This is a genomic window from Falsiroseomonas algicola, from assembly GCF_011040385.1.
Taxonomy (GTDB): domain Bacteria; phylum Pseudomonadota; class Alphaproteobacteria; order Acetobacterales; family Acetobacteraceae; genus Falsiroseomonas; species Falsiroseomonas algicola.
This window is the reverse complement of record NZ_JAAIKB010000004.1, coordinates 290,050-314,940: the sequence shown is the minus strand read 5'-3', so window position 1 is coordinate 314,940 and position 24,891 is coordinate 290,050. Positions and strand designations below refer to the sequence as shown.

Here is a 24,891-nt window from a genome sequence, read left to right as displayed (position 1 = left end):
CCCCTGCGCGGATTCGCGCCGCCGCGCTATACGCTCCGTGAAAATGGTCGCTTTCTCCCCCATTCGGGCCGACGCTATCGGCCGCCCATCGGATTGTCCAGCATGACGGGATTTCCTTCTGAAGAGGCGCGCGGCGCCAGCAGCCTCGAGAAGATGCTGGGCTTGCTCGACGTCTTCACCACCACCGCCCCGGCCTGGTCGACGGAGGCGTTGATCCGCCATTCCGGCACCTCGCGTTCCACCTGCTACCGCTACATCAAGGCGCTGCAGGCGGCGGGGCTGCTGACGCCGGTGGCGGGCGGGGCCTGGATGCTGGGGCCGCGGATCATCGAACTCGACCGCACCATGCGCTTCTGCGACCCCGTCACGGCCGGCGGCACGCCCGCCATGCAGCGCCTGGCGGCGGAGACGGGGCATACCGGCCTGCTCTGCCTGCTGTTCAGCGACACGGTGATGTGCGTGGGCGATGCGCCCGCGCCCGGCGCGCCGGAGGGCCTGTTCAGCCGCGGCATGCGCCGTCCGCTCTTCGCCGGGGCGGCGTCCAAGGTGATCCTGGCGCATCTGCCGCCGCACCAGCTGCGCGCCCTGTTCGGCCGCCATCGCAGCACCATCGCGGGTGCGGGGCTGGGGGCGGATTGGGAGAGCTTCCGCGCGACGCTGCGCGCCATCCGCGATGCCGGGCATTGCGTGACGCAGTCCGAATTCATGCCGGGCATCATCGGCATCGCGGCACCGCTGTTCAACGCGGATCGCGGCGTGCTGGGCAGCATCGGCATCGCCGCCCCCATCGGCAACGCGCCCGCCGCCACGCGCGGCCTGCTGGCGGAGCGCGTGATGCAGGCGGCGCGCGAAGCCTGCGACGCCATCGCGGAACAGCAGCCCGTCGCCGCGCTGCCCGCCCGCGCCGTCGGCTGACTACGGCGCGACGGGTGCCGTGATCACCAGGAAGACCAGGTTGCCGAGGCCCGTGTTGTGCAGGGCATGCGGCACGGTCGGCGGGATGAAGACGTAGCTGTTCTTCCGCACCACGACCTTGCGCTCCCCGATGGTCAGCAGCCCCTCGCCCTCGATGAAGTGGTAGATCTGCTCCTTGGCATCGTGGGCGTGCAGCGCGACATGCGCCTTGGGTTCGTAGGAGGAGATGCGGTAGTCGATCACGCGCGACCCGCCCTCACCCGCCGCCACCAGGATCTTCGACAGGGCGCCCCCGTGGTGGCCGGGGCTTTCCTCCCACAGCACTTCCGCGAGTTCGCGCAGCACCGCGTCCTTCGCGACACTCATCCCATCACCCGCTGCGCATCCCAGGCCGTCGCCTGGATGGAGGAGAGTGCGGGCCGGTGGAAGCGCGCCGCCAGCCCGCCCAGCACGGCGTGGGTCGGCAGCTGGGAGCAGCCGATGAAGAGGGCGTCGCAATCCTCCCCCATCGTCGCTTCCGCCAGGCCGCGCACCTCCTCCGCCGTGATGCGGCCGAGGGCGTTGACGTCCGGCGCGCGGAAGGTGGCGAGGCGTTCCACCGCGATCCCGGCATCGGCCAGGAAATCCGTCAGCTGTTCGTTCACCGCGTCCTGGTAGGGCGTGACCACGGCGATGCGCTTCGCCCCCGCCGCCTGCAGCGCCACCACCATGGCGCGCGCCGTCGTCACCACGGGCAGGCCGGTGACGCGCGCCAGCTCCGCCTGCAATTCCGCATCGCCCTTCGGCCCGCTGATGAACCCCGCCGCCGTGCAGCCATAGGCGAGGATATCGTGCGTGGCACTGGAGAAATGCCGGGCGGCGAGGGCCACGGCGGCATCGCGATAGGCGGGCATCGTCTCCCGCGTCAGCAGCCCGGCGCCGCGGGGAATGCCGACGCGCGTCACCGTGGAGCCCGGCGGCAGCCAGGCCGCCAACTCGCCCTCCATCGTCGTGTTGTTGATCGGCACCATCAGGCCGACGCGCAGCGGGCGCATCACAGCGTCCCCAGCGGATCGGGCGCGCCATCCGGCAGCGCCGGCCGCGCCGTGTTCAGCACCATCGCCAGCATCGTGTAGTAGCCACAGAGCGCCAGCAGATCGAGCACGCCCGCGCGGCCGAAGCGCGCCACGGCCTGGTCGTAGAGCGCATCGGGCGGCGTGCCGTCCTTGTGGACCGCCACGGCGAAATCATGCACCAGCGCCTGGTCGTCATTCATGCCGTCAGGCCGCTGGCCCTTCGCGATCGCCTCGATGATCGGCTCCGGCAGGCCCTCGCTGCGGGCGATGCGGGCATGGGCGAACCATTCATACTGGCAGCTCCATTTCCGCGCCGTCACCAGGATCAGCAGTTCCACCAGGGACTGGGTGATGCCCGTGCCGAAGCGCAGATGCTCCCCCAGCGCCTGCACGCGCATGGCCAGCGCGGGATTGTGCAGCAGCGCCAGGAAGGGTCCGCGCACGCTGCCGCGCGGCCCGCCGGCGATGGCGGAGGCGACCTCCTTCTGCGCGTCGCTCATCTGTTCCGCCGGGATGGCGGGAAACCGGACCTCGTTCATGCCGCGTGCTGCCTCGCCATGGGGTGGTTGAGCTCCGCCGCGGTCTGCACGGGGCGGGTGATGGAATGGGGCTGCTGCCTGATATCATCGGGCAGGCTTCGCCACAGCAGCGCGCGGATCTCGCCGAACTGGTGCGGCAGCCTGTCCCAGCTTTCGCCCCCATCCGTGCTGCGGAAGACCTCGCCCAGATTGGTGGCGCATAGAAGAAACATCGGGTCGGCGGCATCGGCGGCGATGCACCAGACCGTGCTGTTCACGGCACCCGGCAGCCCCGCATCCTCCCAGCTGCGACCGAAATCGCGCGACCGGAGAAGAAACCCGTCATTGCCCGGCGGGCCGTTGCCGCTGCCGAGGAACACCACGCCTGACCCATCCGCGCGCGGCGTCACGCCGCGGGTATAGGGCCAGGGCGTCGGCAGGTCCTGCAGCACCCAGTTGGCGCCATCATCCTCGCTGCGATGCAGCCCGCGATTGGTCGTCGCCAGCATCGCCTTGCCGCCGCCGGGCAGAGGCAGCACCGCCAGCCCATGCACATCACCCGACACCAGCCCATTGCCCCGTTCCGCCCAGGTCAGCCCCCGATCGCGACTGACGAAAATGCTGCCGATCTCGACCGAGGCCCAGACGGTGCCATCATCGACGGGGTCGAAGAGGATCTGCGTGACGCGCGTCGGGCCCATGTTCTGCGTCGAGAAATCCGCGATCCCCGGCGCTGGCATCCGCGCCCAGCTTTGCCCCGCATCGCTGGACCGCCAGAACCCAGCCGGCCGCGTGCCCGCCACCAGCACATCGGGGTCCTTCGGGTCGATAGCGATCGCCCAGACATCCTCCATCGGCGCCGGCAGCCTCGTGAAGCGCGCCCTTCGTTCGTCCCAGCGATAGACACCCATGTCGGTGGCGGCGAACATGCGCTCCGGCGTCGCGGGATGGGCGGCGAAGCCCCAGACGCGCGCTTCCAGATACATCCCCGAATGGCTGTTCGGATGGACCCAGCTCCGGCCGAGATCCTCGCTGAACCAGGCCGAATGGCCGGCCGTGCCGGCATAGAGGTATTTGGCGGCCAAGCGTTCCTCCGCGCGGGTCGTGCTTGACCCTTGGGTTGAATCAATCCCACCATACGAAAAACAATGTCAAGGCGGCCGCGGCCCCACCGGAGGAATACGTCATGAGGATCACGCGACGGGCCATGCTGGGCGCCGCGACGCTGCCGCTGCTGGCCGCGCCCGCCCTGGCGCAGACGGGCTTCCCCCAGCGCCCCATCCGCATCGTCATCGGCTTCCCGCCGGGCGGCGGCATCGACATCCTGGCCCGGCTGATGGCCCCACACATGGGCGCGCGCCTCGGCCAGCCGGTGGTGGTGGAGAACCGCCCCGGCGCCAATGGCCTGGTCGCGACCCAGGCGGTGCTGGGCGCGGAGCCCGATGGCCACACCATCTTCTTCGGCACCACCGGCAACCTCGCGGTGAATGCCGGCCTCTACCCCAATGCGGGCTTCGACCTGCTGCGGGACATGGCACCGCTCTCGCTCGTGGCGTCGCTGCCGTTCGTCATGGTGGTGAACCCCGGCGTGGCGGCGCGGGACGTCGCGGAGTTCATCGCGCTGGCCAAGGCACGGCCAGGCACGCTGAACTTCGCCTCTTCCGGCAATGGCGGGCTGCCGCATCTCTCGGGCGAATTGCTGAACGCGGCCGCCGGGATCAACACCATCCATGTGCCTTACCGAGGCAGCGCGCCGGCCTTCACCGACGTCATCGCCGGGCAGTGCCAGTTCATGTTCGACGCCCTCGCCATCGCGCAGCCGCACATCGCTGCCGGCCGCGTCCGCGCGCTCGGCGTGACCGGGCCGCGGCCCATGCCCTCCCTGCCCGGCGTGCCGACGGTGGCGGCGACGGTGCCGGGGTATGAGGTGGTGAACTGGTACGGCATGACACTTCGTGCCGGCACGCCCGCACCGATCGTCACCCGCCTGCAGGCGGAGATCGACGCCGCGCTGAAGGTGCCGGAGGTGGCGGAGCGTTCCGCCGCCCTCGGCCTCGACCTGGTCGGCAGCACGCCGGACGAATTCGCCACCTTCCAGCGCGCCGAGATCGCGAAATGGGGGGAGGTCGTGCGCCGCGGCAACATCAAGCCGGATTGAGGCGCCGCCGGGCGCTTCGTAGGCTGCCCGCGCAGCCGCGAAGGACGCCGCCATGACCGCCATCCCCGTGCCCCAGGCCGGCTTCCGCTTCATGCCCGGCGTCTTCCAGTATTCCGGCGGCGTCGCCGCGCTGCCGGGCTTCCGGCTGGAACGCGCCCGCTTCGCGGAGCCCGTCCCGATGGCGGAGGGCTGGCGCCGCATCGCATCCCACCTCTCCGCGCTGGGCCGGCCGCTCAACGCCTTCTGCGCCTGCGAGCTCCGCTCGCCCGCCCCCTTCACCGAACAGGGATTTCTCCGGTTCAACCGCGACTACGCAGCGGTGCTCGGCGAATGGGGCGTGCTGGTGGAGGGCCGAAACCCCGTGGCGCGCAGCAATGTCTGCCCGGAAGTCGCGCCCCCCGCGGAGCCCGGCTTCCACGCCTTCAGCTACACCATGCCCGACGCCGCCGCCGCGCCCAGCTTCGTCGTCGCCGGCAGCGGGGAAGCCCCCGAAGGCCACGCCAACTACCGCGACCACATCATCGCCCTCGACGACACCTCGCCGGCCGGCATGCGCTGCAAGGCCGATTGGGTGCTGCGCGAGATGGAGCGCCGCATGGCCGCGCTGGACGGCCATTGGGCCATGACCACCGGGGTGCAGGCCTATACCGTGCACGACATCCATCCCTTCCTGGCGGAGGCGCTGGTGGCGCGTGGCGCGGCCCGCCACGGCGTCACCTGGCAGTTCTGCCGCCCGCCCGTGGTCGGGCTGGACTACGAGATGGATTGCCGCGCGGTGCCGTTCGAACGGGTGCTTTAGCAGGCTGCGGAAGAACGGGACGGGTCGGCTGGACGACGCCTTTCCGCGCACGATTCGTCTGCCGCTTGCCACGATGCAACCACATCGTGTCTGCGCGTCATCCTTTCCTGCACGAAAATTCGCTCGTCCATCCTCAGCCGCCCGTTCTTCCGCAGCCTGTCAGGCCGGCCGTCCAGGGCCTCGTCCGGCGAGATCCAGGACGGGGCCGGTACGATGCCGCCATCAAAACGGCGCGACACCAGGCATCTCGCCCTCGACCCTGCCAGGGGACGTGATCAATAAACTATTTCGCACTTGAGGTCCTGGCGGGATGGGGCGGCCGTGATGCAATCTGCCGTCGTCGGACCCGGCCGCCCGGCACGCCCCATCTGGGCCCACCTGGCCGTCCTCGTGCTGTCGGTGGTCGTTCCCCTCTGGTGCCTGCTCGGCTTCGTGGGCTGGGCGGCCCTCAGGGCGGAACGGCGGGACAATCAGCAGCAGACCATCCTGGTCGCCCGCAACCTGGCACTGGAACTGGACCGCGCGCTGGGCGGCTTCGGCGCCAGTCTCCGAGCCCTGGCGACGTCGCCCGCGATCACGGATGGCGATCTGCGCCGGTTCCAGGAGCAGGCATCGCAGATCGTGCCGGATGGCAGCGTCATCGTCATGCGGGACCGCACCGGACAGCACCTGATCAACACGCTGTTCCCCTTTGGCACGCCCCTTCCCGTGACCGTGGCGCCGGAAGTCCTGGCGGCGGATGAATGCGTGTTCCGCACGCAGGCGATCTGCGTCTCCAACCTCTACACCGGCACCGTCGACCCGCAGCCCTATGTCCTGCTGGACGCCCCGGTCATCCTCGAGGGTCAGGTGGCCTTCGCGCTCAGCGTAGCGGTGCGCGCGGCGCACCTGGCGACCCTGCTTGCCGACCATCGGCTTCCGGCGGGCTGGGGCGTTTCCATCCTGGACCGGACCGACCGCATCGTTGCGCGCTGGCCTGACCATGAACGCTTCGTCGGCAGCCCGGCGAATGCCGCGCTGCGGGAAGCCACCTCCGCGGCGGCGGAAGGCACGGTCCGCAGCGTGAACGTTGCCGGTGTGCCGGTCTGGGGCGCCTATGTCCGCCTCCCCGGCTGGGGCTGGCGCGTCGCCATCGGCGTGCCGGAGGCGGTGCTGGACGCGCCCATCCGGCGCTCCGGGATCTTCCTCGCCGCGGGGGGGCTGCTCGCGGTCCTGGCGTCGCTTGCCGCGGCGGTGCTGCAGGGCCGGCGCCTCGCGCAGCCGATCCGCGCGCTTGGCCGCGCGGCGACCGAGCCAGGCTCCACGCCCGGCCCCTCCTCGATCCGCGAACTCGACCAGGTCGGTGTCTCCCTGGCGGAGGGGGCGGAGCGCCTGCGCCTGGCGCAGGAGGCCGGGCGGATCGGCATCTGGGAACTCGTGCCCGACACCGGGCAGGCCGTGGTCAGTGCCTCCCAGGTGCAGCTCTACGGCCTGCCCGCCACGGCGGCGCCGCATGGCTTCGGCTGGGATGCCTGGCTGCGCCATGTCCATCCCGCCGATCGTGCACGCGTGGCCGCGGCGATGCGCGCCGCCATCGAATCCGGCAGCGGCTACGAGGATCATTTCCGCATCCGTCGTGCCGATACGGGTGAGGAGCGATCGATCCGCGCCCATGGGCGCATGGTCGCGACGGCTGGCAGCGCGGGAGAGAGCCGGTTCGTCGGCGTCAACATCGACGTCACCGAAGCGCGGGCGGCGGCCGAGGCGCTGGCCGCCAGCGCCGCGGAATTCCGCGCGATCTTCGAGAATTCGGTCATCGGCAAGGTCCTTGCCGATGCCGCGACATCCCGGATCATCCGCGCCAATCGCGGCTTCTGCCAGATCGTCGGGCAGGAGGAGGTGGCGCTGGCCGAGGGGCCGACGATCCTCGACCTCATCCACCCCGAGGACCGCGCCGCCAACGCCGCGGGGCTGCGGGAGGCGATGGCGGAGGGGCGGCCCTATCGGGTGGAGACGCGGCTGCTGCACCGGGATGGCGGCCTGCGCTGGGTCATCATGTCGGTGGCGCTGCTGCCGGGGGTGGCGGGGCAGCCGGCGCGATGTGTCGCCGCCGTGCAGGACATCACCGATCGCCGACGGGCGGAGGAACGCCAGGCCCTGCTGGCGCGGGAAGTGGACCATCGCGCCAAGAACGCGCTCGCGGTGGTGCAGGCCGCGCTGCGGCTGACGCCACGCGGCGATGCCGCCACCTTCGCGCGGTCCATCGAGGGCCGGGTCAACGCGCTGGCGCGGGCGCAGACGCTGCTGGCGGAGGGCAGCTGGAGCGGCACCTCGCTGCGCCTGCTGATCGAGGGCGAGCTGGCGGGTTTCATCGGCCCCGCGGGGTCCGCCGGGCAGCCTCGCGTGACGCTCGACGGGCCGCTGCTGCAGATCGCGGCGGAGGCATCGCAACCGCTCGCCATGGCGCTGCATGAACTTGCCACCAACGCCACCAAGCATGGCGCGCTGTCGGTGCCGGGGGGGCTCGTCTCGGTCAGCTGGTCGGTGGATCCGTCGGCGGGGACCTTCCTGCTGGATTGGGTGGAGACGGGCGCGTCGCCGCTGCCCGGCCCGCCGGCGAGGCTCGGCTTCGGGTCCCGCCTGCTGCAGGCCACGCTGCATCAGCTCGGCGGCACCATCCTGACGGAATGGCGGCAGGACGGCCTCGCCTGCCGGCTGCGCGCGCCGCTGTCCCGCCTGGTCGCGGATTGGCCTGCCGGCACGCCCGCGCGCCTGCCCGCGGCGTTGGAGTAGCCTCTTCTAATCCAGCCGCGCGCCGGTCTGTCGCACCGCCTCGCCCCAGACCCGCATCTCCTGCTCCAGGAAACGCGCGAAATCGGCAGGCGAGCTGCCGATCGCCTCCGCGCCCAGCTCCGCCAGCCGCGCGCGGAGGTCCGGCGCCTGCATCGCGAGGCCGAGTTCGGCGCCGAGGCGTGCGACGATGGCGGGGTCGGTCCCCGCCGGGAACAGCGCGCCCTGCCAGACCGTGACGTCGAAGCCCGGCAGGCCGCTCTCCGCGATGGTCGGCACATCCGGCAGCGCCGGCGCGCGGCGCGCGCCGCTGACGGCCAGGCCCCGCAGCTGCCCCGCCGCGATGCCGGGGGCGGAGGAGAGCACATTGTCGAAGGCGACCGCGATGCGCCCGCCCATGATGTCCGTCAGAACGGCCGGGCTGCCGCGATAGGGGACATGCACCAGGTCGATCCCGGCGCGGGACTTGATCATCTCCATCGCCAGGTGCCCCGCCGTGCCATTGCCGGCGGAGCCGTAGGACAGCGCCCCCGGCCGCGCCTTCGCCGCCGCGATCAGGTCCGCGAGGCTGCGCAGCGGCAGGGCCGGATCGGCGATCAGCACATAGGGCGCGGAGGTCAGCAGGGAGACCGGCGCGAAGCCGCGGATCGGGTCGAAGGGCAGGCTGCGGAACAGGTGCGCGTTGTTGACGTGGCTCGGCCCGGTGATGAGGAGCGTGGTGCCATCCGGCGCCGCCTTGGCCGCCGCATCCGTGCCGATGTTCCCCGCCCCGCCCGGCCGGTTGTCGATGACGAATTGCCGCCCGAGCCGTTCCTGCAACTTCGCGGACACGGCACGTGCCACCAGGTCCGCGCCGCCGCCCGCGGCGAAGGGCACGATCACCCGCACGGGCCGGCTCGGCCAGGCTTCCTGCGCGAGCGCGGGAGCCGCGAGCCCCGCCGCCAGCATCGCCCGCCGTGTCACCATGGCCCGCACCCCTTGTATCCCAGCACAGCCTAGGCGCCGCCCGCCGGCGGTTGCAATCAGCCTAAGGGGCGGCAATGGTCCGCGCAGCAGGGGAGCATGCATGGCCTTCGACGTCCTTCCGGGTCTCGGTGCACCAATGCGGCGGCTCGAAGACCCGCGCCTGCTGACCGGCGGCGGCCGCTACATGGCCGATGTCGCGGCGCCCGGCGCGCTGCACGCGATCTTCCTGCGCTCCCCGCATGCCCATGCGCGGATCGTGGCGGTCGATACCGATCAGGCCCGCGCCATGCCGGGTGTCGCCGCCATCATCACTTCGGCGGATACGGGCGCGCTCGGCCACAACCCCGCGGTCACGGAGATCAAGGATCCCGCCGGCCGCCGCCACATCGAGCCGCCCCGCCTGCCCATTGCCCGCGACCGTGTCCGCCATGTCGGGGAGATCGTCGCCATGGTCGTGGCGGAAACCCTCGCGCAGGCGCGCGATGCCGCCGAGGCGATCATGGTGGAGTACGACCCGCTGTCCGCCGTGGTGCGCGGCGACGACGCGCTCGCGGACGGCGCGCCGCTTGTGCATGACGAAGCGCCTGGCAACCTCGTCTGCGACTGGCACAAGGGCGATGCGAGCGCGGTGGACGCCGCCTTCGCCGCCGCCGCCCACATCGCGCGCGTCACCTTCCGATCGCCCCGCATCCTGGCCGGCTACATCGAGCCCCGCGGGGCGCTGGCGCAGTGGGACGAAGCGGCGCAGCGCGTCACGCTGACCACACCCTCCCAGGGCGTGCACCTGCTGCATCGCATCCTCTGCGACCACATCCTGAAGATTCCGAGGGAGCGGCTGCGCGTGGTGACGGAGGATGTCGGCGGCGGCTTCGGCCCCAAGCTGCCGCCCTATCCCGAACAGGCCCTCGCCGTCTTCGCCGCCATGACACTGAAGCGCGATGTGCGCTGGGTGCAGGAACGCAGCGAGCACCATCTGGCAGACACGCACGCCCGCGACCTCGTGGCGGAAGCCGCGCTCGCGCTGGATGAAGACGGCCGCTTCACGGCCATCCGCGTGGAGGGTGTCGCGAATTTCGGCGCCTATGTCTCCACGGTGAATCCCACCATCCCGACCGGCGGCATGGCCAAGGTCATCACCGGCCTCTACGCCATCCCCGCCGCCCATCTCCACCTCCGCTGCGCCTTCACCCACACCGCGCCGGTCGATGCCGTGCGCGGCGCCGGCAAGCCGGAAGCGCTGGTGCTGCTGGAGCGCCTGGTGGATCAGGCGGCGCGGGACACGGGCCGCGACCCCGTAGCCCTGCGGCGCCTCAACCTGGTGCCGCGCGATGCCTTCCCCTACGCGACGCCACTCGGCTACCGCTACGACAGCGGCGACTACGCCGCGTTGATGGACGCCGTCCTGGCCCGCACCGACGATGCCGGCTACGCCGCCCGCCGCGATGCTTCCCGCGCCCGTGGCCTCCGCCGCGGCCGCGGCTTCGCCTGCCACCTGCACGGCTCCGGCGGCTGGGGCACGGAGACCTCCGGCGTGTCGGTGCTGCCGGACGGCACGGTCGAAGCCCGCACCGGCACGCAGAGCCAGGGTCAGGGCCACGCCACCGCCTATGCGCAGATCCTGGCCGCGCGGCTCGGCCTCGACCCCGCCTGCATCCGCATCGTGCAGGGCGACAGCGACCGCATCGCGCGCGGCGGCGGCACCGGCGGCTCCTCCTCCACCATCATCTCCGGCGCCACCATGACCCGCGCGGCGGACACGCTGATCGAGCAGGGCCGCGGCGTGGCGGCAGAGGCGCTGGAAGCCGCGCCAGTCGACATCGTCTTCGAGGCCGGCGCCTACACCATCGCCGGCACCGACCGCCGCATCACGCTGCTCGACCTCGCCGCCCGCACCGGCGGCCTGGCCGCCAGCGCCGACTGCGCCGACACGGTCGAAACCTGGCCCACCGGCATCGCCATCGCCGAGGTGGACGTGGACCCTGAGACCGGCGCCATCACCCTCGACCGCTTCGCCGCCGCCATCGATGCCGGGCTCGTCGTGAACCCGATGCTGCTCGGCGGCCAGCTGCATGGCGGCTACGCCGCCGGCATCGGCCAGGCGTTGATGGAAGACGCCCGTTACGACGAGGACGGCCAGCTGCTCGCCGCGACCTTGATGGACTACGCCATGCCCCGCGCCGAGGATTTTCCCGATCTCGACTGGACCTCCGTGCCGACGCCGAGCCCGAACAACATCCTCGGCATCAAGGGCGTCGGCGAACTCCCCACCAACGGCGCGCCCGCCGCCATCACCAACGCCGTGCTCGACGCCCTCGCCGAGGACGGCGTCACCCACCTCGACCTGCCGCTGACTCCATCGCGGGTGTGGACTGCCCTGGCGGGGCGGGAGTAGCGCCTGGTGGCCCGGGGAAGAGGCTCCGCCCCTTCCCCGATACCCCAACCCCGCCAAGGGCCAGCGGGCCCTTGGGAACCCACGAGGTTGGTCGTTGGAGGGAGGGGCATGGAGCGCGCTTCAGACAAGCGGTCGCGCCGCGCCCCTCCCTCCAACGACCAAACAACCTCGCGGTCCAGGGGGCCGTTGCCCCCTGGCGCGGGTGAGGTCCGGAGAGGGGCGCGCAGCCCCTCTCCGTGGCCGACGGGGCTACCCCGCCTCGACCAGGAACGCCTCCACCACCGCGTTGAAGGCCGCCGCATGTTCGAAGTAGGCGGAGTGCCCAGCCACGGGGATGGTGGCGACGCGGGCGCCCGGGATCAGCGGGGCCATCGCCGCGCCGGCGAAGGGGGGCAGCACCACGTCGTCGCCACCGGGCAGGAACAGCACGGGGCAGTTCGCGGCGGCGAGGTCCGCGGGGTGGCGCTTCCGCTGGTCGTAGAGCTTCTTCCGCACGCCTTCCTTGTCGAGGCCTGTGCTGAGTGCGTCGATCTGGGCATAGAGGTGGTGCAGCGCCGGCTTCTGTTTCGCCATCGCCGCGCCGCCGGCGGCCAGGATGTTGCGGGAAGCGAGCTCGGCGCGGGTGTTGGCGTGCGTGCTGTTCCAGGCTTCGAGTTTCGCGCGCGTCGCCTCATCCACCTGGCGGACGTCGAGCGACCCGGTGGTGGCCGCCAGCACCAGCGCCTTCACGCGGCCGGGGCGGAGCAGCGCGTATTCCACGCCGGTCCAGCCGCCCATGGACTGGCAGACCAGGCGGATTTCGCCGAGGCCGAGGTTATCGACGAGCGCCGCGAGGTCACCGGCGTAGTCCTTCGGGTCCGGCCCGCCTTCCGGCGCGGTGGAGGGGAAGAAGCCGCGATGGCTGAAGGCCACGCAGGTGTATCGCGGTGCGAAATGCGCCACCTGTTGCCACCAGGACATCAGCCCGCCGCCGAGGCCATGGGCGAAGACCAGCGCGGGCCCTGACCCGGTCACCTCATAGGCGATGCGGCAATCCGGGCGGTCCAGCACGCCGCGTCGGCGAGGGGGCGCGGTGAAGGGCATGGCGGTCTCCTGCGGTGGGCGGCGCCAGCTTAGGCCGGGCTGCCTGGGGCTGGAATTGCATGCGTAGAGAGCCCCATTGCATGCAACATGGCCGCGGTGTTATCCGGCATCCGTCCAGGAACGAACGACATGCCCCTGACCGGCCAGGCCGCGCGCGCCCTGATCGAGCTCCGTGCCCGCATCTTCACCGGCCGTCTCCGCGCCGGCGACCGCCTGGCGGAAATCCCGCTGGCGGAGGCACTCGGCATGTCCCGCACCCCCATCCGCCTGGCGCTCTCCGCCCTGCAATCCGAAGGTCTCGCCGTGCCCGCGCCTGGCGGCGGCTTCGCCGTGCGCGCCTTCACGGTGCGGGAGGTGGATGACGCGGTGGCGCTGCGCGGCCAGTTGGAAGGCATGGCCGCGCGGTTGGTCGCGGAACACGGCGTCTCCCGCGGCCTGTCGCGGCGGCTGCATGAGGCGCTGGACCAGGGCGACGCGGCGCTGGCGCGCGGCGTGCTGGATGAGGAAGCGCTCGACGCCTACGGCGCCATGAACACCGCGCTGCATGCCGCCATCGCCGAGGCCGCGGGCAATGCGCCCCTGTCGCGCGCCATCGCGGCGGTGGAAGCGCTGCCCTTCGCCAGCGCCTCCGCCCTTGTCCCCAGCCCCGGCAGCGCGCCGCAGCGCCACCGCCTGCTGACCTTCGCCCACCAGCAGCACCATCTGCTGGTGGAAGCGCTGGAGGCCGGGCAGGGCACGCGGGCCGAAGCGCTGGCGCGCGAGCATGCCGACAATGCGCGGCGCAACCTGCGACTCATCCTCGATTCCGGTGAGGCCGAGGGCCTCGCTGCCCTGATCACCTTCAGCGACGCCGTCGCCTGACCCGCTGCATGCAAGGGAGGATAACAAGAATGATCACTCGCCGCGCCCTCGCGCTCGCCACCACCGCCACGCTCGCCGCGCCTCGCCTGGTCCAGGCGCAGTCCGGCAATTTCCGCATCGGCCTGATCCTGCCGATGACCGGCCCCTTCGCCAGCACCGGCCGCCAGGTCGATGCGGGCATCAAGGCCTGGCTTCGCCGCAACGGGGAGAGTGTCGCCGGCCGCCGGATCGAGATCCTCCTGCGCGACGATACCGGCACGCAGCCCGACGTCACGCGCCGCCTGGCGCAGGAACTGGTGGTGCGCGAACGCGTGAAGGCGCTGGCGGGCTTCGGCCTCACGCCGCTGGCGCTGGCCGCCGCGCCCATCGCGACGGAGGCCAAGGTGCCGATGGTGGTGATGGCGGCGGCGACCTCCGTGATCGTCCAGCGCTCCCCCTTCATCCTGCGCACCTCCTTCACCCTGCCGCAGGCCACGGCGCCCATGGCGCAATGGGCGGCGGCGAACGGCATCCGCAACGTCGCCACGCTGGTGACCGACTTCGCCCCGGGCCTCGATGCCGAGCGCGCCTTCAAGAACCGCTTCACCGCGGCCGGCGGGCGCATCGCCCTCGAACTTCGCACGCCGCTCCGCAACCCCGACTACGCGCCCTTCCTGCAGCGCGTCCGCGATGCCGCGCCGGAAGCGCTGTTCATCTTCGTCCCTTCGGGCGAAGGCGCGGCACTCATGAAGCAGTTCGCGGAGCGCGGGCTGGCGCAGGCGGGCATCCGCGTCATCGGCACGGGCGACGTGCTGGACGACGACATCCTGAACGAGATGGGCGATGTCACGCTGGGTGCCATCACCAGCCACCACTATTCCGCCGCGCATGACAGCGCGGAGAACCGCGCCTTCCTGGAGAGCTATGCGCAGGTGCTGCCGAATGTCCGCCCGAACTTCATGGCGGTCGGCGGCTTCGACGGCATGCATTTGATCGCGGAGGCCCTGAAGCGCACCAACGGCAATGACGATGGCGAGCGCCTGGTTGCCGCCGCCAAGGGCCTGTCCTGGACCAGCCCGCGCGGGCCGATCACCATCGACGCCAACACCCGCGACATCGTGCAGGACATCTACATCCGCCGCGCGGAGCGGCGTGACGGCCAGATCTGGAACATCGAGTTCGACCGCATCCCGCAGGTCCGCGACGAGGGATGACGGCCTTCCTCTCCGTCCTGCTCGATGGCTTCGCCAGCGGGATGCTGCTCTTCGTCCTGTCGGTGGGCCTGTCGGTCACGCTCGGCCTGATGAATGTGGTGAACCTGGCGCATGGCGCCTTCGGCATGGTCGGCGGCTATGTCTGCGTGGTCCTGCTGAACCGGATGGGCGTGCCCTTCCCGCTGGCGCTGGCGGGCGCCACGGTGGCGGCGGGGGTGCTGGGGCTGGTGCTCGAACGGACGCTCTATGTCCGGCTCTACCGGCGGGACCATCTGGAGCAGGTACTCTTCTCGATCGGCCTCGTCTTTGTGCTCGGGGCGGCGGTGGACTGGTTCATGGGCGCGCGGCAGCAGCTGATCCAGCTGCCGGATTGGCTGTCGGGCCGCGTGGAGTTCTGGGGTGTCGGCCTCGGCCGCTACCGCATCTTCCTCATCGCGGTATGCGGGGCGCTGGTGGCGGCGCTGCATCTGGGCCTGGTGCGCACGCGCTTCGGCGCGCAGCTGCGCGCGGCGGTGGATGACGGCGTGGTGGCGCGCGGCATGGGCCTGCCGGTGCCGCGGCTCTTTGCCCTCACCTTCACGCTCGGCTCCGCGCTGGCGGGGCTCGGCGGCGCGCTGGGGGTGGAAGTGCTGGGCCTCGATCCGACCTTCCCGCTGAAGTACATGGTCTACTTCCTCATCGTCGTCGCCGTCGGCGGCACCAACACCGTCATCGGCCCCTTCGTCGCGGCGCTGCTGCTCGGCATCGTCGATGTGCTCGGCAAGTACTATGTGCCGGAGGTCGGCGCCTTCATCATCTACACCGCCATGGTCGTGCTGCTGCTGGCCCGCCCGCACGGCCTGCTGAAGCGGGCCGACGCATGAGGATCGCGCTGCACGCCCTGCCCTGGCTGGTCGCCATCGGCGCCTATTTCGCCATGCCGGAACAGCTGCCGCTGCTCTCCGCCATCGCCATCGCGGCGCTCTTCGCTCTCTCGCTCGACCTGCTGGTGGGCTATGCGGGCTTCGTCACGCTGGGCCATGCGGCCTTCTTCGGGCTCGGCGCCTACGTCGCCGGCATCCTCGGCCAGCAGGGCTGGGGGGAGCCGATCAGCGGCTTGCTGATCGCAGCTGCGGTGGCGGCGCTGCTGGGGCTTGTGACGGCGCCGCTGGTGCTGCGCGCTGGCGAGTTGGCGGGGCTGATGGTGACGCTCGGCCTCGGCCTGATGCTGTATGAGGCCGCGAACAAGGCGGCCTTCCTGACCGGCGGCGCGGATGGGTTGCAGGGGGTGGAGATCTGGCCCGTCTTCGGCGCCTTCCGTTTCGACCTCTGGGGCCGCACCGCCTATCTCTACAGCCTGGCCGTGCTGTTCGTGTTGTTCCTGCTGGCGCAGCTTCTCGTCCGCTCGCCCTTCGGACTTTCGCTGCGGGCGATCCGCGAAAATCCGAAGCGCGCGGCGGCGATCGGCATTCCCGTGAAGCGGCGCCTCGCCGCGGCCTATGTGATCGCGGCCGCCTATGCGGGCGTCGCCGGCGCGTTGCTGGCGCAGACCACGCAATTCGCCTCGCTCGATGCACTGTCCTTCCAGCGATCGGCGGAGGGGCTGCTGATGCTGGTCCTCGGCGGGTTGGGCACGCTCTATGGCGCGCTGATCGGTGCGGCGGCCTTCACCATCGCCCATCACACGCTGTCGGAAGCCAGCCCGCAATTCTGGCAGTTCTGGCTGGGCATCGCGCTGGTCGCCCTGGCGCTGCTCGGCCGCGGCGGGCTGATGGGGGCGCTGCGCCGGATGACGCGCCGATGATCGCGCTCGGCACCTGCCATCTCACGCGCCGCTTCGGTGGTTTCACCGCGGTGGATGCGGTCAGCTTCAACCTGCTGCCTGGCGCGCGCCACGCGCTGATCGGCCCCAACGGCGCGGGCAAGACCACCTTCGTGAACCTGCTGAGCGGCGCGCTGCCGGCCTCGGAGGGCCAGGTGATGCTCTTCGGGCAGGACATCACGCATCTGCCGCAGCACGCGCGCGTCCGCGCCGGCCTGGCCCGCACCTTCCAGGTCAACCAGCTCTTTCCCCAGTTCACGCCGCTGGAATCAGTGACTCTGGCGATCGGGGAGCGGGAAGGGCAGGGCGCCACCTGGTGGCGCGGCGCGCGCCATGGCGCGGAGGCCGCGCGGCTGCTGGATGATCTCCATTTCCCGGAGGCCGACCGCACCCGCCCCACCGCCGAACTCCCCTATGGCCGCCAGCGTCTGCTGGAGATCGCCCTTGCCCTGGCGCTGAAGCCCCGCGTGCTGCTGCTGGACGAACCCGCCGCCGGCGTGCCGCCCGCCGAGAGCCGGGAGGTGATGCAGGCCATCGCCGCCCTGCCGCGCGACGTCGCCGTGCTGCTGATCGAGCATGACATGGACCTCGTCTTCCGCTTCGCGGAGCGCATCACCGTGCTCGCCTTCGGCGCCGTGCTGGCGGACGGAGAGCCCGACGCCATCGCGAAGGATCCCCGCGTGCGGGAAGCCTATCTCGGCACGGCGGAGGTGGCGCATGGCTGACCCGCTGCTCTTCATCGAGAACCTCAGCGCCGGATGGGGCGAGGGGCTGGTGCTGGAAGGCATCTCGCTGCGCGTCGAGGAAGGCCAGGCGCTGGCGCTGCTCGGCCGCAACGGCGCGGGCAAGACGACGTTGATCAACACGCTGATGGGCATCGCGCGGCAGCGCGGCGGGGCCATCCGCCTGGCGGGCACGGTGCTGGATCGCCTGGCACCAGAACGCCGCGCCACGCTCGGCCTCGGCTGGGTGCCGCAGGAACGCGCGGTGTTTCGTTCATTGACCGTGGCGGAGAATTTGACCGCGGTCGCGAGGCCCGGGCGCTGGGACGAGAAGGCGGTCTATGCGCTCTTCCCCCGCCTCGCGGAGCGTCGCCGCAACCTTGGCAGCCAGTTGTCGGGCGGTGAGCAGCAGATGCTCGCCATCGGCCGCGCGCTGATGCTGAACCCGCGCCTGCTGCTGCTGGACGAACCGCTGGAAGGCCTCGCCCCCGTCATCGTGCAGGGCCTGCTCTTCGCCATCCAGCGCCTGGTGCGGGATGAGGGGATGGCCGCGATCCTGATTGAGCAGCACGCCACCCAGATCCTGCCCATCACCGACCAGGCCGTGATCCTCGATCGCGGCCGCATCGTCGCCAAAGGCGCTTCCTCGCAGATGCTCGCTGAGCCCGCGCTGCTGGAACGCCATCTCGGCCTCTCGCTTCACTGACCAGCAAAGGAAACGCCATGCCCGGCACCATTCCCCCCTTCCGCGCCGACCATGTCGGCAGCCTTCTGCGCCCGATGGAATTGCGGGAGGCCCGCGCGGCGCGTGCCGCCGGGACCATGAGCGACGAGGCGCTGCGCGCCATCGAGGATCGCTGCATCATCGATGTCGTGGCGCAGCAGAAGGCGATCGGCCTGAAGGCCGTGACGGATGGCGAGTTCCGCCGTGCCTTCTGGCATTTCGACTTCCTCGCCAAGCTTGGTGGCGTGGACATGTATGAGTCCGACCAGGGGATCCAGTTCAAGGGCGGGCAGACCAAGGCCTATGGCCTCAAGGTCACGGACCGCATCAGCTACAAGCCGCATCCCTTCGTGCAGGATTTCGCCTTCCTGGCCGCGAATGCGCAGGGCGCGGTGCCGAAGATCACCATCCCGTCCCCGTCGGTGCTGCATTTCCGCGGTGGTCGCCGCGCGGTGGACAGCCACACCTATCCGGAGATGGACGGCTTCTTCGCCGATCTGGGCGAGGCCTATGCCGCGGCGGTCGCGGATTTCGCCGGCGTGGGCTGCCGCTACCTCCAACTCGATGAGGTGAACATCGCCTATCTCTGCGATCCCGAGCAGATCGCGGGGCTGAAGGCGCGGGGCGAGGAGACGGAGGGCCTGCTCGGCAAGTATGCCACGCTGATCAACCGCGCCATCGATGCGCGGCCGAAGGACATGGTGGTGTCCATGCATCTCTGCCGCGGCAATTTCCGCTCCATGCACATCGCGTCCGGCGGTTACGACCCGGTGGCGGAGGTGCTGTTCAACGGCATCAATGTCGATGCCTATTTCATGGAGTATGATGACGAGCGGTCCGGCAGCTTCGCACCGCTGCGCTTCCTGCCGAAGGGCAAGACGGTGGTGCTGGGCCTCGTCACCTCGAAGCGCGGCGACCTGGAGACGAAGGAGCTGCTGAAGCGGCGGCTGGACGAGGCGGCGAAGTATGCGCCGCTCGACCAGCTGGCGGTCAGCCCGCAATGCGGCTTCGCCTCCACCGAGGAGGGCAACACGCTGACGGTGGAGGAGCAGTGGGCCAAGCTTTCTCGATGTGTCGAGGTGGCCCAGGAAGTCTGGCAGAGCCTGTAATTTCTGACGGTCCAGGGGCGTCTCGCCCCTGGCATGGGGGTGTGGGGGAACAGCGTTCCCCCACTACTCCGCCCGTATGTTGGCTGCCCTGATCACCGGCTCCAGCACCGCCTTCTCCCGCGCGATCAGCGCCGCGAATTCGGCGGGCCCACCCCCTCCGACGATCGCGCCCTGCTCGCTCAGCCTGCCCCCGATCATCGGCTCCCGCAGCGCATCCCGCACCAGGCCCGCGACGCGGGTGATGATCGATTCCGGCGTGCCGGCGGGCGCCACCAGCCCGAAGGCAGTGCCGAAGACGAAGTCGATGCCGGCTTCCGCCATCGTCGGAACCTGCGGCAGTTGCGGCAGGCGCTGCGGCGTCGCGACCGCCACCGGCCGCACCTGGTTGCCGGTGATCTGGCCGAGGATGTTCGGCAGGTTGTCGATCACCAGGTCGATCTGCCCCGCGACCAGGTCCGTCAGCGCCGGCCCCGCGCCGCGATAGGGCACGTGCTGGATATCCGTCCCCGTCGCCTGCTTGAAGAGTTCGAGGGCGAGGTGGAGGCTGGTGCCCGCGCCCGCCGATCCCGCCGTCAGAATGCCCGGCCGTTCCTTCGCCGCAGCGACGACGTCCTGCACGCTGCGCCAGGGGCGGCCATTCGTCACGCACATAACCTTGGGCGTGCTGGCCAGCAGGGTGATGGGGGCGAAGGCGGTCTGCGTGTCGTAGGGCATGCTGCGGTAGATGAACTGGTTGACCGCGACCGGGCCCATCGAGGTCGCCAGCAGCACATGCCCGTCCGGCGCGGATTTCGCCGCGACGTCGGCGCCGATATTGCCCCCGGCGCCGACGCGGTTCTCGACCACCACGGGCTGGCCGAGCTGCGCCGACATGGGCTGCGCGATGGATCGTGCCAGCACATCCACCAGCCCGCCGGGCGGGAAGGGGACGATGATGCGGATGGGGCGCGATGGCCAGGTCTGTGCGTGAGCCGGCAAGGCCAGCAGAGCGGGCGCGGCGAGCAAGGCACGGCGGGTCGTCTTCACCATGGTGTTCCTCCCTGCGGGCTCTGTCGGCCCGTCTGTTCAGTGGCGATGATAGAGCGTCGGCACCGCCGCATCGACAACGACCTGCACGAGCATCGGCCCGGGATGCGCCATGGTCTGTGCCAGCGCGCCATCCAGTTCCTCCGGTTTCGTCACCAGCACGCCGGGGCAGCCCATGCCGCGGGCGAGCGAGACGAAGTCGAGCCCCGGCAGGTCGATCCCCGGCACGTCGCGGACCTGCAGCACCTGGCTGAAGGAGCGCATGGCGCCGTAGCCGGCATTGTCGATGACGATGACGGCGAGCGGCAGCTTCTCCTGCACCGCGGTCCAGAGGGCCTGGGGCGAATACATCATCGACCCGTCGCCGATCAGGCACACGACGCGCGTGCCCGGCCGCGCCAGCGCGACGCCGACGGCGCCTGGCAGCCCGTAGCCGAGGCCGCCGCTCGCCATGGTGAAGAAGCCGCCCCAGTCGCGCATCGGCATTTGCGCGTGCATGGCCGGGCGGTGCGATGGCGCTTCCTCCACCAGCACCGTGCCTGCCGGCATGGCGGCGTGGAGGCGGGAGAGCAGCCAGGCGGCGGGGATGGGATCGGCGGGCGGCGGCGGCGCGGGCCGGATGCGCGGGGCGGGCGGTGCGCGGTCACCCTTCGGCAGCAGGGCGTGCAGCGCGGGGATCGCCAGCCTCAGGCTGCCCAGGATCGAGAGCCCCGCGGGCGCGCTCGCCGCCGCCTCTGCATCCGTCGTCAGCTGGATGATGGGCGGGCCCTCGCGGAATATGGCGGCATCGCCCACGACATGGAAGGTGAAGACCGGCGCGCCCACCACCAGCACGAGGTCATGCGGGGCCAGCGCCTCCGACACCGCCTGCGGTGCCGCAGCGAGGAAGCCGCCGAAGAGGGGATGATCCTCGGGGAAGGCGATGCGGCTGGCGAAGGGGCTGGTCAGGATCTTCGCGCCAATGTGCTCCGCCAGCGCCACCAGCGCCGGGCCGGCGCCTCCCTGATCCACCTCCGGCCCCACCACCAGCACCGGATTCTTCGCGGCGGCCAGCTGCAACGCGGCGCGTGCCAGCAGCGCGGGGTCGGGGCCGGAATCCTCCGCCATCTCCCGCATCGGCACGGGCCAGCAGGGCGCGGCCCAGTCATCGGAGGGGATGGAGACGAAGGTCGGGCCCCAGGGTTTCCTCAGTGCGATGCGGTGCGCCTGCGCGATCGCCGCCGGCACGTCCTCGGCGCGCGCGGGCTCGATGCTGAACTTGACGTAGGGGCGGGGGAAGGCGGCGGCCTCGGTCGCGCCCAGGAAGGGCAGGTTCGGCAGCAGGGACCGCGCCTGCTGCCCGGCCGTGATGACCATCGGCGCCTGGTTGCGGTACGCCGTGAAGACATTGCCCAGCGCATGGCCGACGCCGGCCGCGGAGTGCAGGTTCACGAAGGCGCAGCGACCGGCGGCGCGGGCATAGCCATCCGCCATCCCGATCACGCTGGCTTCCTGCAGCCCCAGCACGTAGCGGAAGTCACTCGGCCAGCGGTCGAGGAAGGGCAGCTCCGTCGATCCCGGATTGCCGAAGACCGTGTCGATGCCGCGATCCCGCAGCAGGTCGAAGACCGCCTGCCGCACCGTCGTCCTGCCGCTCATGATTCCCCCCATCCGCCCGCGATACGGCGCAGCGCGGCGAGGACGGCGTCCCGCGCTTCCTCCCCCACCAGCGCATCCAAGTCACGATCATGTGCCGCCGCATGGGCAGCGAGGCGCGTCAGCATGGCGCGGCCCGCCGGCGTCAGCCGCAGCGCGTAGCTGCGCCGGTCCCCCGCCACCCGGTCCCGCCGCAGCAGGCCGCGCTTCTCGAGGTCGGCCAGCGCCGGCGTCAGCGTCGATTTGTCCCGCCCCGCCGCCTGGCCGAGCGCGGTCTGGGAGATGCCGGGATGCGCGCCGACCAGGCTCAGGATGGCGTAGCGGCCTGGCCGCAGCGCGGCCTCCCCGGTGCGGCGGGCGAAGGCGGCGAAGCTCGCCTCCTGCGCCAGGCGCAGCAGGAATCCGACCTGCCCCTCCAGCCCGCCTGATGCCGACACAGCCCGCTTCCTCCCGATCGATCGTAGGATATCCAACGATCAGGCGCCGCCGCAACCGGATGTTCCGCCTGCCGATCCGGAACCTCCCTGGCCCTATCGCCTTAACCATCCCAGTGGATGGTGCATGGATGGCAAGTGGATGGATCAGCGACCCAAGGGCGTGGCCGAGACCGAGAAGATCACGATCAACCTCGGCCATGTCGATCTCGGCCATATCGACCTGCTGGTGAAGGACGGCTTCTACGCCAACCGCACCGACTTCATCCGCACTGCCATCCGCAACCTGGCCGATCGCCATGCCGATGCCGCGCGGCATTCCATCATGCGCCGCGGCCTCGACCTCGGGCTCCGCCACGTCACGCGGGCGGAGCTGGAGGCGGTGGTGGAAGCGGGCCGGATGATCGAGATCCGAGTCCTCGGCCTGGCCAGCATCGCGATGGACGTGCCGGCCGAACTCGCCCGCGCCGCCATCGCCGGAATCACGGTGATGGGCGCGCTCCAGGCCAGCGCCGCGGTGAAGGCCGCGCTGGCCGACCGCATCCGCTGATCGCTTCCCGACAACAATTCTCCTCTACACTGAAAGTACCGATGACCATGATGTCCGATATCGAGGAAGCCACCCGCCTGACCCGCGCCGGCCGCCTGGCGGAGGCGACCGCCCTGCTGCGCCGCGCCCTGTCCGGCGCCGCTGAGCCCCAGCCCGCCGCTACCGCCACCAAGCCAGCGCCACCCCGCGGCCGCATCTTCGATGTGCCGCCGGAAGCGATGGACGCGATCGCCGACCCCATGCGCACGCTGCGGGACCGCATGCGGCCCCACACGCCGCCGCCCGTGGCCGATGGCGCGCGCTTCCTGTCGCTGTCCTGCCGCATCGCCGCGGACAGCCGCGACTTCCGGCTCTATATCCCCGCCCGCAAGCCGGCCGCGCCGGCGCCGCTGCTGGTGATGCTGCATGGCTGCACGCAGTCGCCGGAGGATTTCGCCGCTGGCACGCGGATGAATGAATGGGCGGAGGAGCGCGGCATGCTCGTCGCCTATCCCGCTCAGACTCAGGGCGCCAATGCGCAGCGCTGCTGGAACTGGTTCGACGCGGCGCAGCAGCGGCGCAGCGGGACGGAGACCGCGTTAATCGCCGCCATCGCGCGGCAGGTGATGCGCGACCAGGCGGTGGACCCCCGCCGCGTCTACGTCGCGGGGCTCTCGGCCGGCGGGGCCGCGGCGGCGATCCTGGGCCAGGCCTATCCCGACATCTTCGCGGCCGTCGGCGTGCATTCGGGCCTGCCGGCGGGTGCGGCGCGGGACATCCCCTCCGCCTTCGCCGCCATGCGCCAGGGCGGGGCGGCCCCCGCCGCGAAGCGCCTGGTGCCGACCATCGTCTTCCACGCGGACAAGGACGCGACGGTGCATCCCCGCAACGGCGATGCCGTGCTGGCGCAGCAGGAAGCGGCCACCACGGGGCTCAGCCTGTCCGAGGAACGCGGCCAGGCCCCCGGCGGCCACGCTTTCACGCGCCGGCAGCAGCGTGATGCCTCAGGCCGGCCTGTGCTGGAGCAATGGGTGGTGCATGGCGGCGGCCATGCCTGGTCCGGCGGCGATGCGGCCGGCAGCTACACGGATCCGCGCGGCCCCGATGCCTCCCGCGCCATGCTCGACTTCTTCGACCAGCACAGGCTCAATCGCTGATCGTCAACAGCCGGCGCGGCGTCTCCACCAGGATCGTGTCGATCTCGGCCTGGGAGAATCCCTTCTCCCGCATGAAGGGCACGACGTTGCGCAGGATGTGGCCATAGCCGTGGCCGCCATAGGCCAGCAGCCGCGTCAGCCGGCAGATGTCCTGGGAGATCGCGATCTGGTGGAGATGCCCCCGCTCCACCAGCGCGCGGATCATATCGAGCCTCACGCCGTCATTCGGCATGGTGATCGGCGCGAAGGACCAGTAGGCGTGTTCGTAGCCGAAGAGGTCGAATTCCAGCACGCAGCCCGTATCGGCCAGGCGGAACAGCCGGTCATGGTCGAAGATGGTGCGGTCGATGTGGTCGATGATGGTGCGCGGGATGTCGCCGCCGCGCGCCTTCAGGAAATCGATGATCTCCATGGGCTGGTCGGGCACCGCGCCGGGGTGGATGGTCAGCGCCGCCCCCGTCTCCTGCTGCGCGATGACGGCGCCCGCCATCACGCGCTTCTCCTGCTCGCTCCATTCCTCCGTGCAGCCGATCTCCCCGATGATGCCCGCGCGCACCTCCGTCCCCCAGGCGCCCTGGCGCACGGCCTGCACCATCTCCTGCGCGAAGTCGTCCACGCTCCGCGTCGCATTCTCGAGCGCGTGGTAGGCATGGACGTAGTGGCCGCAGCCCATCACCACATGCACGCCGGTGCGGCGGGAGACCTCGACCAGCCCGAGCGGATCCGGCGCCAGCCCGCCGATGGTCAGCTCCACGATCGCATCGCCGCCATCGCGCCTGAAGGCCTCGACCTCCGCCACCGCCAGCTCGCGGTCGAGCAGCTTGGTCTTTTCCGTGTTCGGCCGGCGGCCGTAATCGATGTCGTAGCGGTTCTGCTGCGTGATCTTCACCGCAAGCTCCGGCCTGCCGCGCAGCGCGGGCGGTGTGATGTCGCAGAGAAGATGCTCATGCATCAGCGTGGTGCCGAGTTGCTCCGGCGCGATGGGCCCCAAGACCGTCGTAATGCTGCCCGCCATGCGCCGTCCCCCTGTTGCGGCGCGGAGCAT

The 24,891-nt window shown here is 71.1% G+C and carries 24 protein-coding genes; 14 read left to right on the top strand and 10 right to left on the bottom strand.

The features are described 5' to 3' along the window. Positions 1 to 102: 102 nt before the first annotated feature. Complete coding sequence (locus G3576_RS12840; protein WP_164694793.1) at positions 103 to 915, top strand: IclR family transcriptional regulator; 813 nt, start codon at positions 103 to 105, stop codon at positions 913 to 915. On the opposite strand, the gene G3576_RS12835 is transcribed toward G3576_RS12840, so the two are convergent. The 4 genes from G3576_RS12835 to G3576_RS12820 are packed head-to-tail and all read right to left on the bottom strand — an operon-like array spanning position 916 to position 3,573. Continuing rightward, positions 916 to 1,281 carry a cupin domain-containing protein gene (locus G3576_RS12835; RefSeq protein WP_164694792.1) on the bottom strand — a complete coding sequence of 122 codons (366 nt, stop codon included), beginning with the start codon at positions 1,279 to 1,281 and terminating at the stop codon, positions 916 to 918. It lies immediately after the preceding gene. Beyond that, on the bottom strand, positions 1,278 to 1,949 hold the full coding sequence (locus tag G3576_RS12830) for a maleate cis-trans isomerase family protein (protein ID WP_164694791.1): 672 nt from the start codon (positions 1,947 to 1,949) through the stop codon (positions 1,278 to 1,280). Before G3576_RS12830 ends, G3576_RS12835 begins: the two co-directional genes overlap by 4 nt. Further along, the gene (locus G3576_RS12825; RefSeq protein WP_164694790.1) at positions 1,949 to 2,509 is read right to left on the bottom strand and encodes a carboxymuconolactone decarboxylase family protein; all 561 of its coding nucleotides are present in this window, start codon (positions 2,507 to 2,509) and stop codon (positions 1,949 to 1,951) included. Before G3576_RS12825 ends, G3576_RS12830 begins: the two co-directional genes overlap by 1 nt. Next, positions 2,506 to 3,573, bottom strand: a complete 1,068-nt coding sequence (locus G3576_RS12820; protein WP_164694789.1) for a WD40/YVTN/BNR-like repeat-containing protein — start codon at positions 3,571 to 3,573, stop codon at positions 2,506 to 2,508. The genes G3576_RS12825 and G3576_RS12820 overlap by 4 nt, the downstream gene beginning before the upstream one ends. 101 nt (positions 3,574 to 3,674) lie before the next feature. Between G3576_RS12820 and G3576_RS12815 the strand changes: the two genes are divergently transcribed. The 3 genes from G3576_RS12815 to G3576_RS12805 all read left to right on the top strand — a co-directional run bounded on the left by G3576_RS12815 (position 3,675) and on the right by G3576_RS12805 (position 8,217). Beyond that, positions 3,675 to 4,646, top strand: a complete 972-nt coding sequence (locus G3576_RS12815; RefSeq protein WP_164694788.1) for a Bug family tripartite tricarboxylate transporter substrate binding protein — start codon at positions 3,675 to 3,677, stop codon at positions 4,644 to 4,646. 52 nt (positions 4,647 to 4,698) lie between these two features. Beyond that, positions 4,699 to 5,445 carry a 2-amino-5-chloromuconate deaminase CnbZ gene (gene cnbZ, locus G3576_RS12810; RefSeq protein WP_164694787.1) on the top strand — a complete coding sequence of 249 codons (747 nt, stop codon included), beginning with the start codon at positions 4,699 to 4,701 and terminating at the stop codon, positions 5,443 to 5,445. Between the two features lie 324 nt (positions 5,446 to 5,769). Then, positions 5,770 to 8,217, top strand: a complete 2,448-nt coding sequence (locus G3576_RS12805; protein WP_164694786.1) for a PAS domain-containing protein — start codon at positions 5,770 to 5,772, stop codon at positions 8,215 to 8,217. A 6-nt stretch (positions 8,218 to 8,223) separates the two neighbouring features. Here the strand turns inward: G3576_RS12805 and G3576_RS12800 are convergent, their stop codons facing one another. After that, positions 8,224 to 9,180, bottom strand: a complete 957-nt coding sequence (locus G3576_RS12800; RefSeq protein WP_164694785.1) for a tripartite tricarboxylate transporter substrate binding protein — start codon at positions 9,178 to 9,180, stop codon at positions 8,224 to 8,226. Between the two features lie 100 nt (positions 9,181 to 9,280). Between G3576_RS12800 and G3576_RS12795 the strand changes: the two genes are divergently transcribed. Further along, the gene (locus G3576_RS12795) at positions 9,281 to 11,572 is read left to right on the top strand and encodes a xanthine dehydrogenase family protein molybdopterin-binding subunit (protein WP_235951842.1); all 2,292 of its coding nucleotides are present in this window, start codon (positions 9,281 to 9,283) and stop codon (positions 11,570 to 11,572) included. Between the two features lie 249 nt (positions 11,573 to 11,821). On the opposite strand, the gene G3576_RS12790 is transcribed toward G3576_RS12795, so the two are convergent. Continuing rightward, positions 11,822 to 12,655, bottom strand: a complete 834-nt coding sequence (locus G3576_RS12790) for an alpha/beta fold hydrolase (RefSeq protein ID WP_164694784.1) — start codon at positions 12,653 to 12,655, stop codon at positions 11,822 to 11,824. A gap of 129 nt (positions 12,656 to 12,784) precedes the next feature. Here G3576_RS12790 and G3576_RS12785 point away from each other — a divergent pair, with 129 nt between their 5' ends. The 7 genes from G3576_RS12785 to G3576_RS12755 are packed head-to-tail and all read left to right on the top strand — an operon-like array spanning position 12,785 to position 19,065. Further along, positions 12,785 to 13,516, top strand: a complete 732-nt coding sequence (locus tag G3576_RS12785; RefSeq protein WP_164694783.1) for a GntR family transcriptional regulator — start codon at positions 12,785 to 12,787, stop codon at positions 13,514 to 13,516. A 29-nt stretch (positions 13,517 to 13,545) separates the two neighbouring features. Next, on the top strand, positions 13,546 to 14,709 hold the full coding sequence (locus tag G3576_RS12780) for an ABC transporter substrate-binding protein (protein ID WP_207622797.1): 1,164 nt from the start codon (positions 13,546 to 13,548) through the stop codon (positions 14,707 to 14,709). Then, the gene (locus G3576_RS12775) at positions 14,706 to 15,572 is read left to right on the top strand and encodes a branched-chain amino acid ABC transporter permease (protein WP_164694781.1); all 867 of its coding nucleotides are present in this window, start codon (positions 14,706 to 14,708) and stop codon (positions 15,570 to 15,572) included. The genes G3576_RS12780 and G3576_RS12775 overlap by 4 nt, the downstream gene beginning before the upstream one ends. Continuing rightward, positions 15,569 to 16,492 (top strand): branched-chain amino acid ABC transporter permease, encoded by a 924-nt coding sequence (locus G3576_RS12770; protein ID WP_164694780.1) that lies wholly within the window; start codon positions 15,569 to 15,571, stop codon positions 16,490 to 16,492. Before G3576_RS12775 ends, G3576_RS12770 begins: the two co-directional genes overlap by 4 nt. Further along, positions 16,489 to 17,235: an ABC transporter ATP-binding protein gene (locus tag G3576_RS12765; RefSeq protein WP_164694779.1), complete on the top strand. Its 747-nt coding sequence runs from the start codon at positions 16,489 to 16,491 to the stop codon at positions 17,233 to 17,235. The genes G3576_RS12770 and G3576_RS12765 overlap by 4 nt, the downstream gene beginning before the upstream one ends. Next, positions 17,228 to 17,938 (top strand): ABC transporter ATP-binding protein, encoded by a 711-nt coding sequence (locus G3576_RS12760; protein ID WP_164694778.1) that lies wholly within the window; start codon positions 17,228 to 17,230, stop codon positions 17,936 to 17,938. The genes G3576_RS12765 and G3576_RS12760 overlap by 8 nt, the downstream gene beginning before the upstream one ends. Before the next feature lie 17 nt (positions 17,939 to 17,955). Further along, positions 17,956 to 19,065, top strand: coding sequence for a 5-methyltetrahydropteroyltriglutamate--homocysteine S-methyltransferase (locus G3576_RS12755; protein WP_164694777.1), 1,110 nt, complete (start codon positions 17,956 to 17,958; stop codon positions 19,063 to 19,065). A 63-nt stretch (positions 19,066 to 19,128) separates the two neighbouring features. Here the strand turns inward: G3576_RS12755 and G3576_RS12750 are convergent, their stop codons facing one another. From G3576_RS12750 to G3576_RS12740, 3 genes are read right to left on the bottom strand one after another with little or no spacing between them, the layout of a single operon-like run. Continuing rightward, the gene (locus tag G3576_RS12750; RefSeq protein WP_164694776.1) at positions 19,129 to 20,094 is read right to left on the bottom strand and encodes a Bug family tripartite tricarboxylate transporter substrate binding protein; all 966 of its coding nucleotides are present in this window, start codon (positions 20,092 to 20,094) and stop codon (positions 19,129 to 19,131) included. Between the two features lie 36 nt (positions 20,095 to 20,130). Beyond that, positions 20,131 to 21,729 carry a benzoylformate decarboxylase gene (gene mdlC, locus G3576_RS12745; RefSeq protein ID WP_164694775.1) on the bottom strand — a complete coding sequence of 533 codons (1,599 nt, stop codon included), beginning with the start codon at positions 21,727 to 21,729 and terminating at the stop codon, positions 20,131 to 20,133. Continuing rightward, a complete protein-coding gene (locus G3576_RS12740) occupies positions 21,726 to 22,163 on the bottom strand; it encodes a MarR family winged helix-turn-helix transcriptional regulator (protein WP_328729040.1) in 438 nt (145 codons plus the stop codon). Before G3576_RS12740 ends, mdlC begins: the two co-directional genes overlap by 4 nt. A 139-nt stretch (positions 22,164 to 22,302) precedes the next feature. Here G3576_RS12740 and G3576_RS12735 point away from each other — a divergent pair, with 139 nt between their 5' ends. After that, on the top strand, positions 22,303 to 22,710 hold the full coding sequence (locus G3576_RS12735; protein WP_235951840.1) for a CopG family transcriptional regulator: 408 nt from the start codon (positions 22,303 to 22,305) through the stop codon (positions 22,708 to 22,710). Positions 22,711 to 22,751: 41 nt separating this feature from the next. Further along, positions 22,752 to 23,846, top strand: a complete 1,095-nt coding sequence (locus G3576_RS12730; protein WP_164694772.1) for an extracellular catalytic domain type 1 short-chain-length polyhydroxyalkanoate depolymerase — start codon at positions 22,752 to 22,754, stop codon at positions 23,844 to 23,846. Here G3576_RS12730 and G3576_RS12725 read toward each other — a convergent pair. After that, positions 23,836 to 24,861, bottom strand: coding sequence for a phosphotriesterase family protein (locus G3576_RS12725; RefSeq protein WP_207622795.1), 1,026 nt, complete (start codon positions 24,859 to 24,861; stop codon positions 23,836 to 23,838). The two genes, G3576_RS12730 and G3576_RS12725, sit on opposite strands and share 11 nt — an antisense overlap. Positions 24,862 to 24,891: the final 30 nt, after the last annotated feature.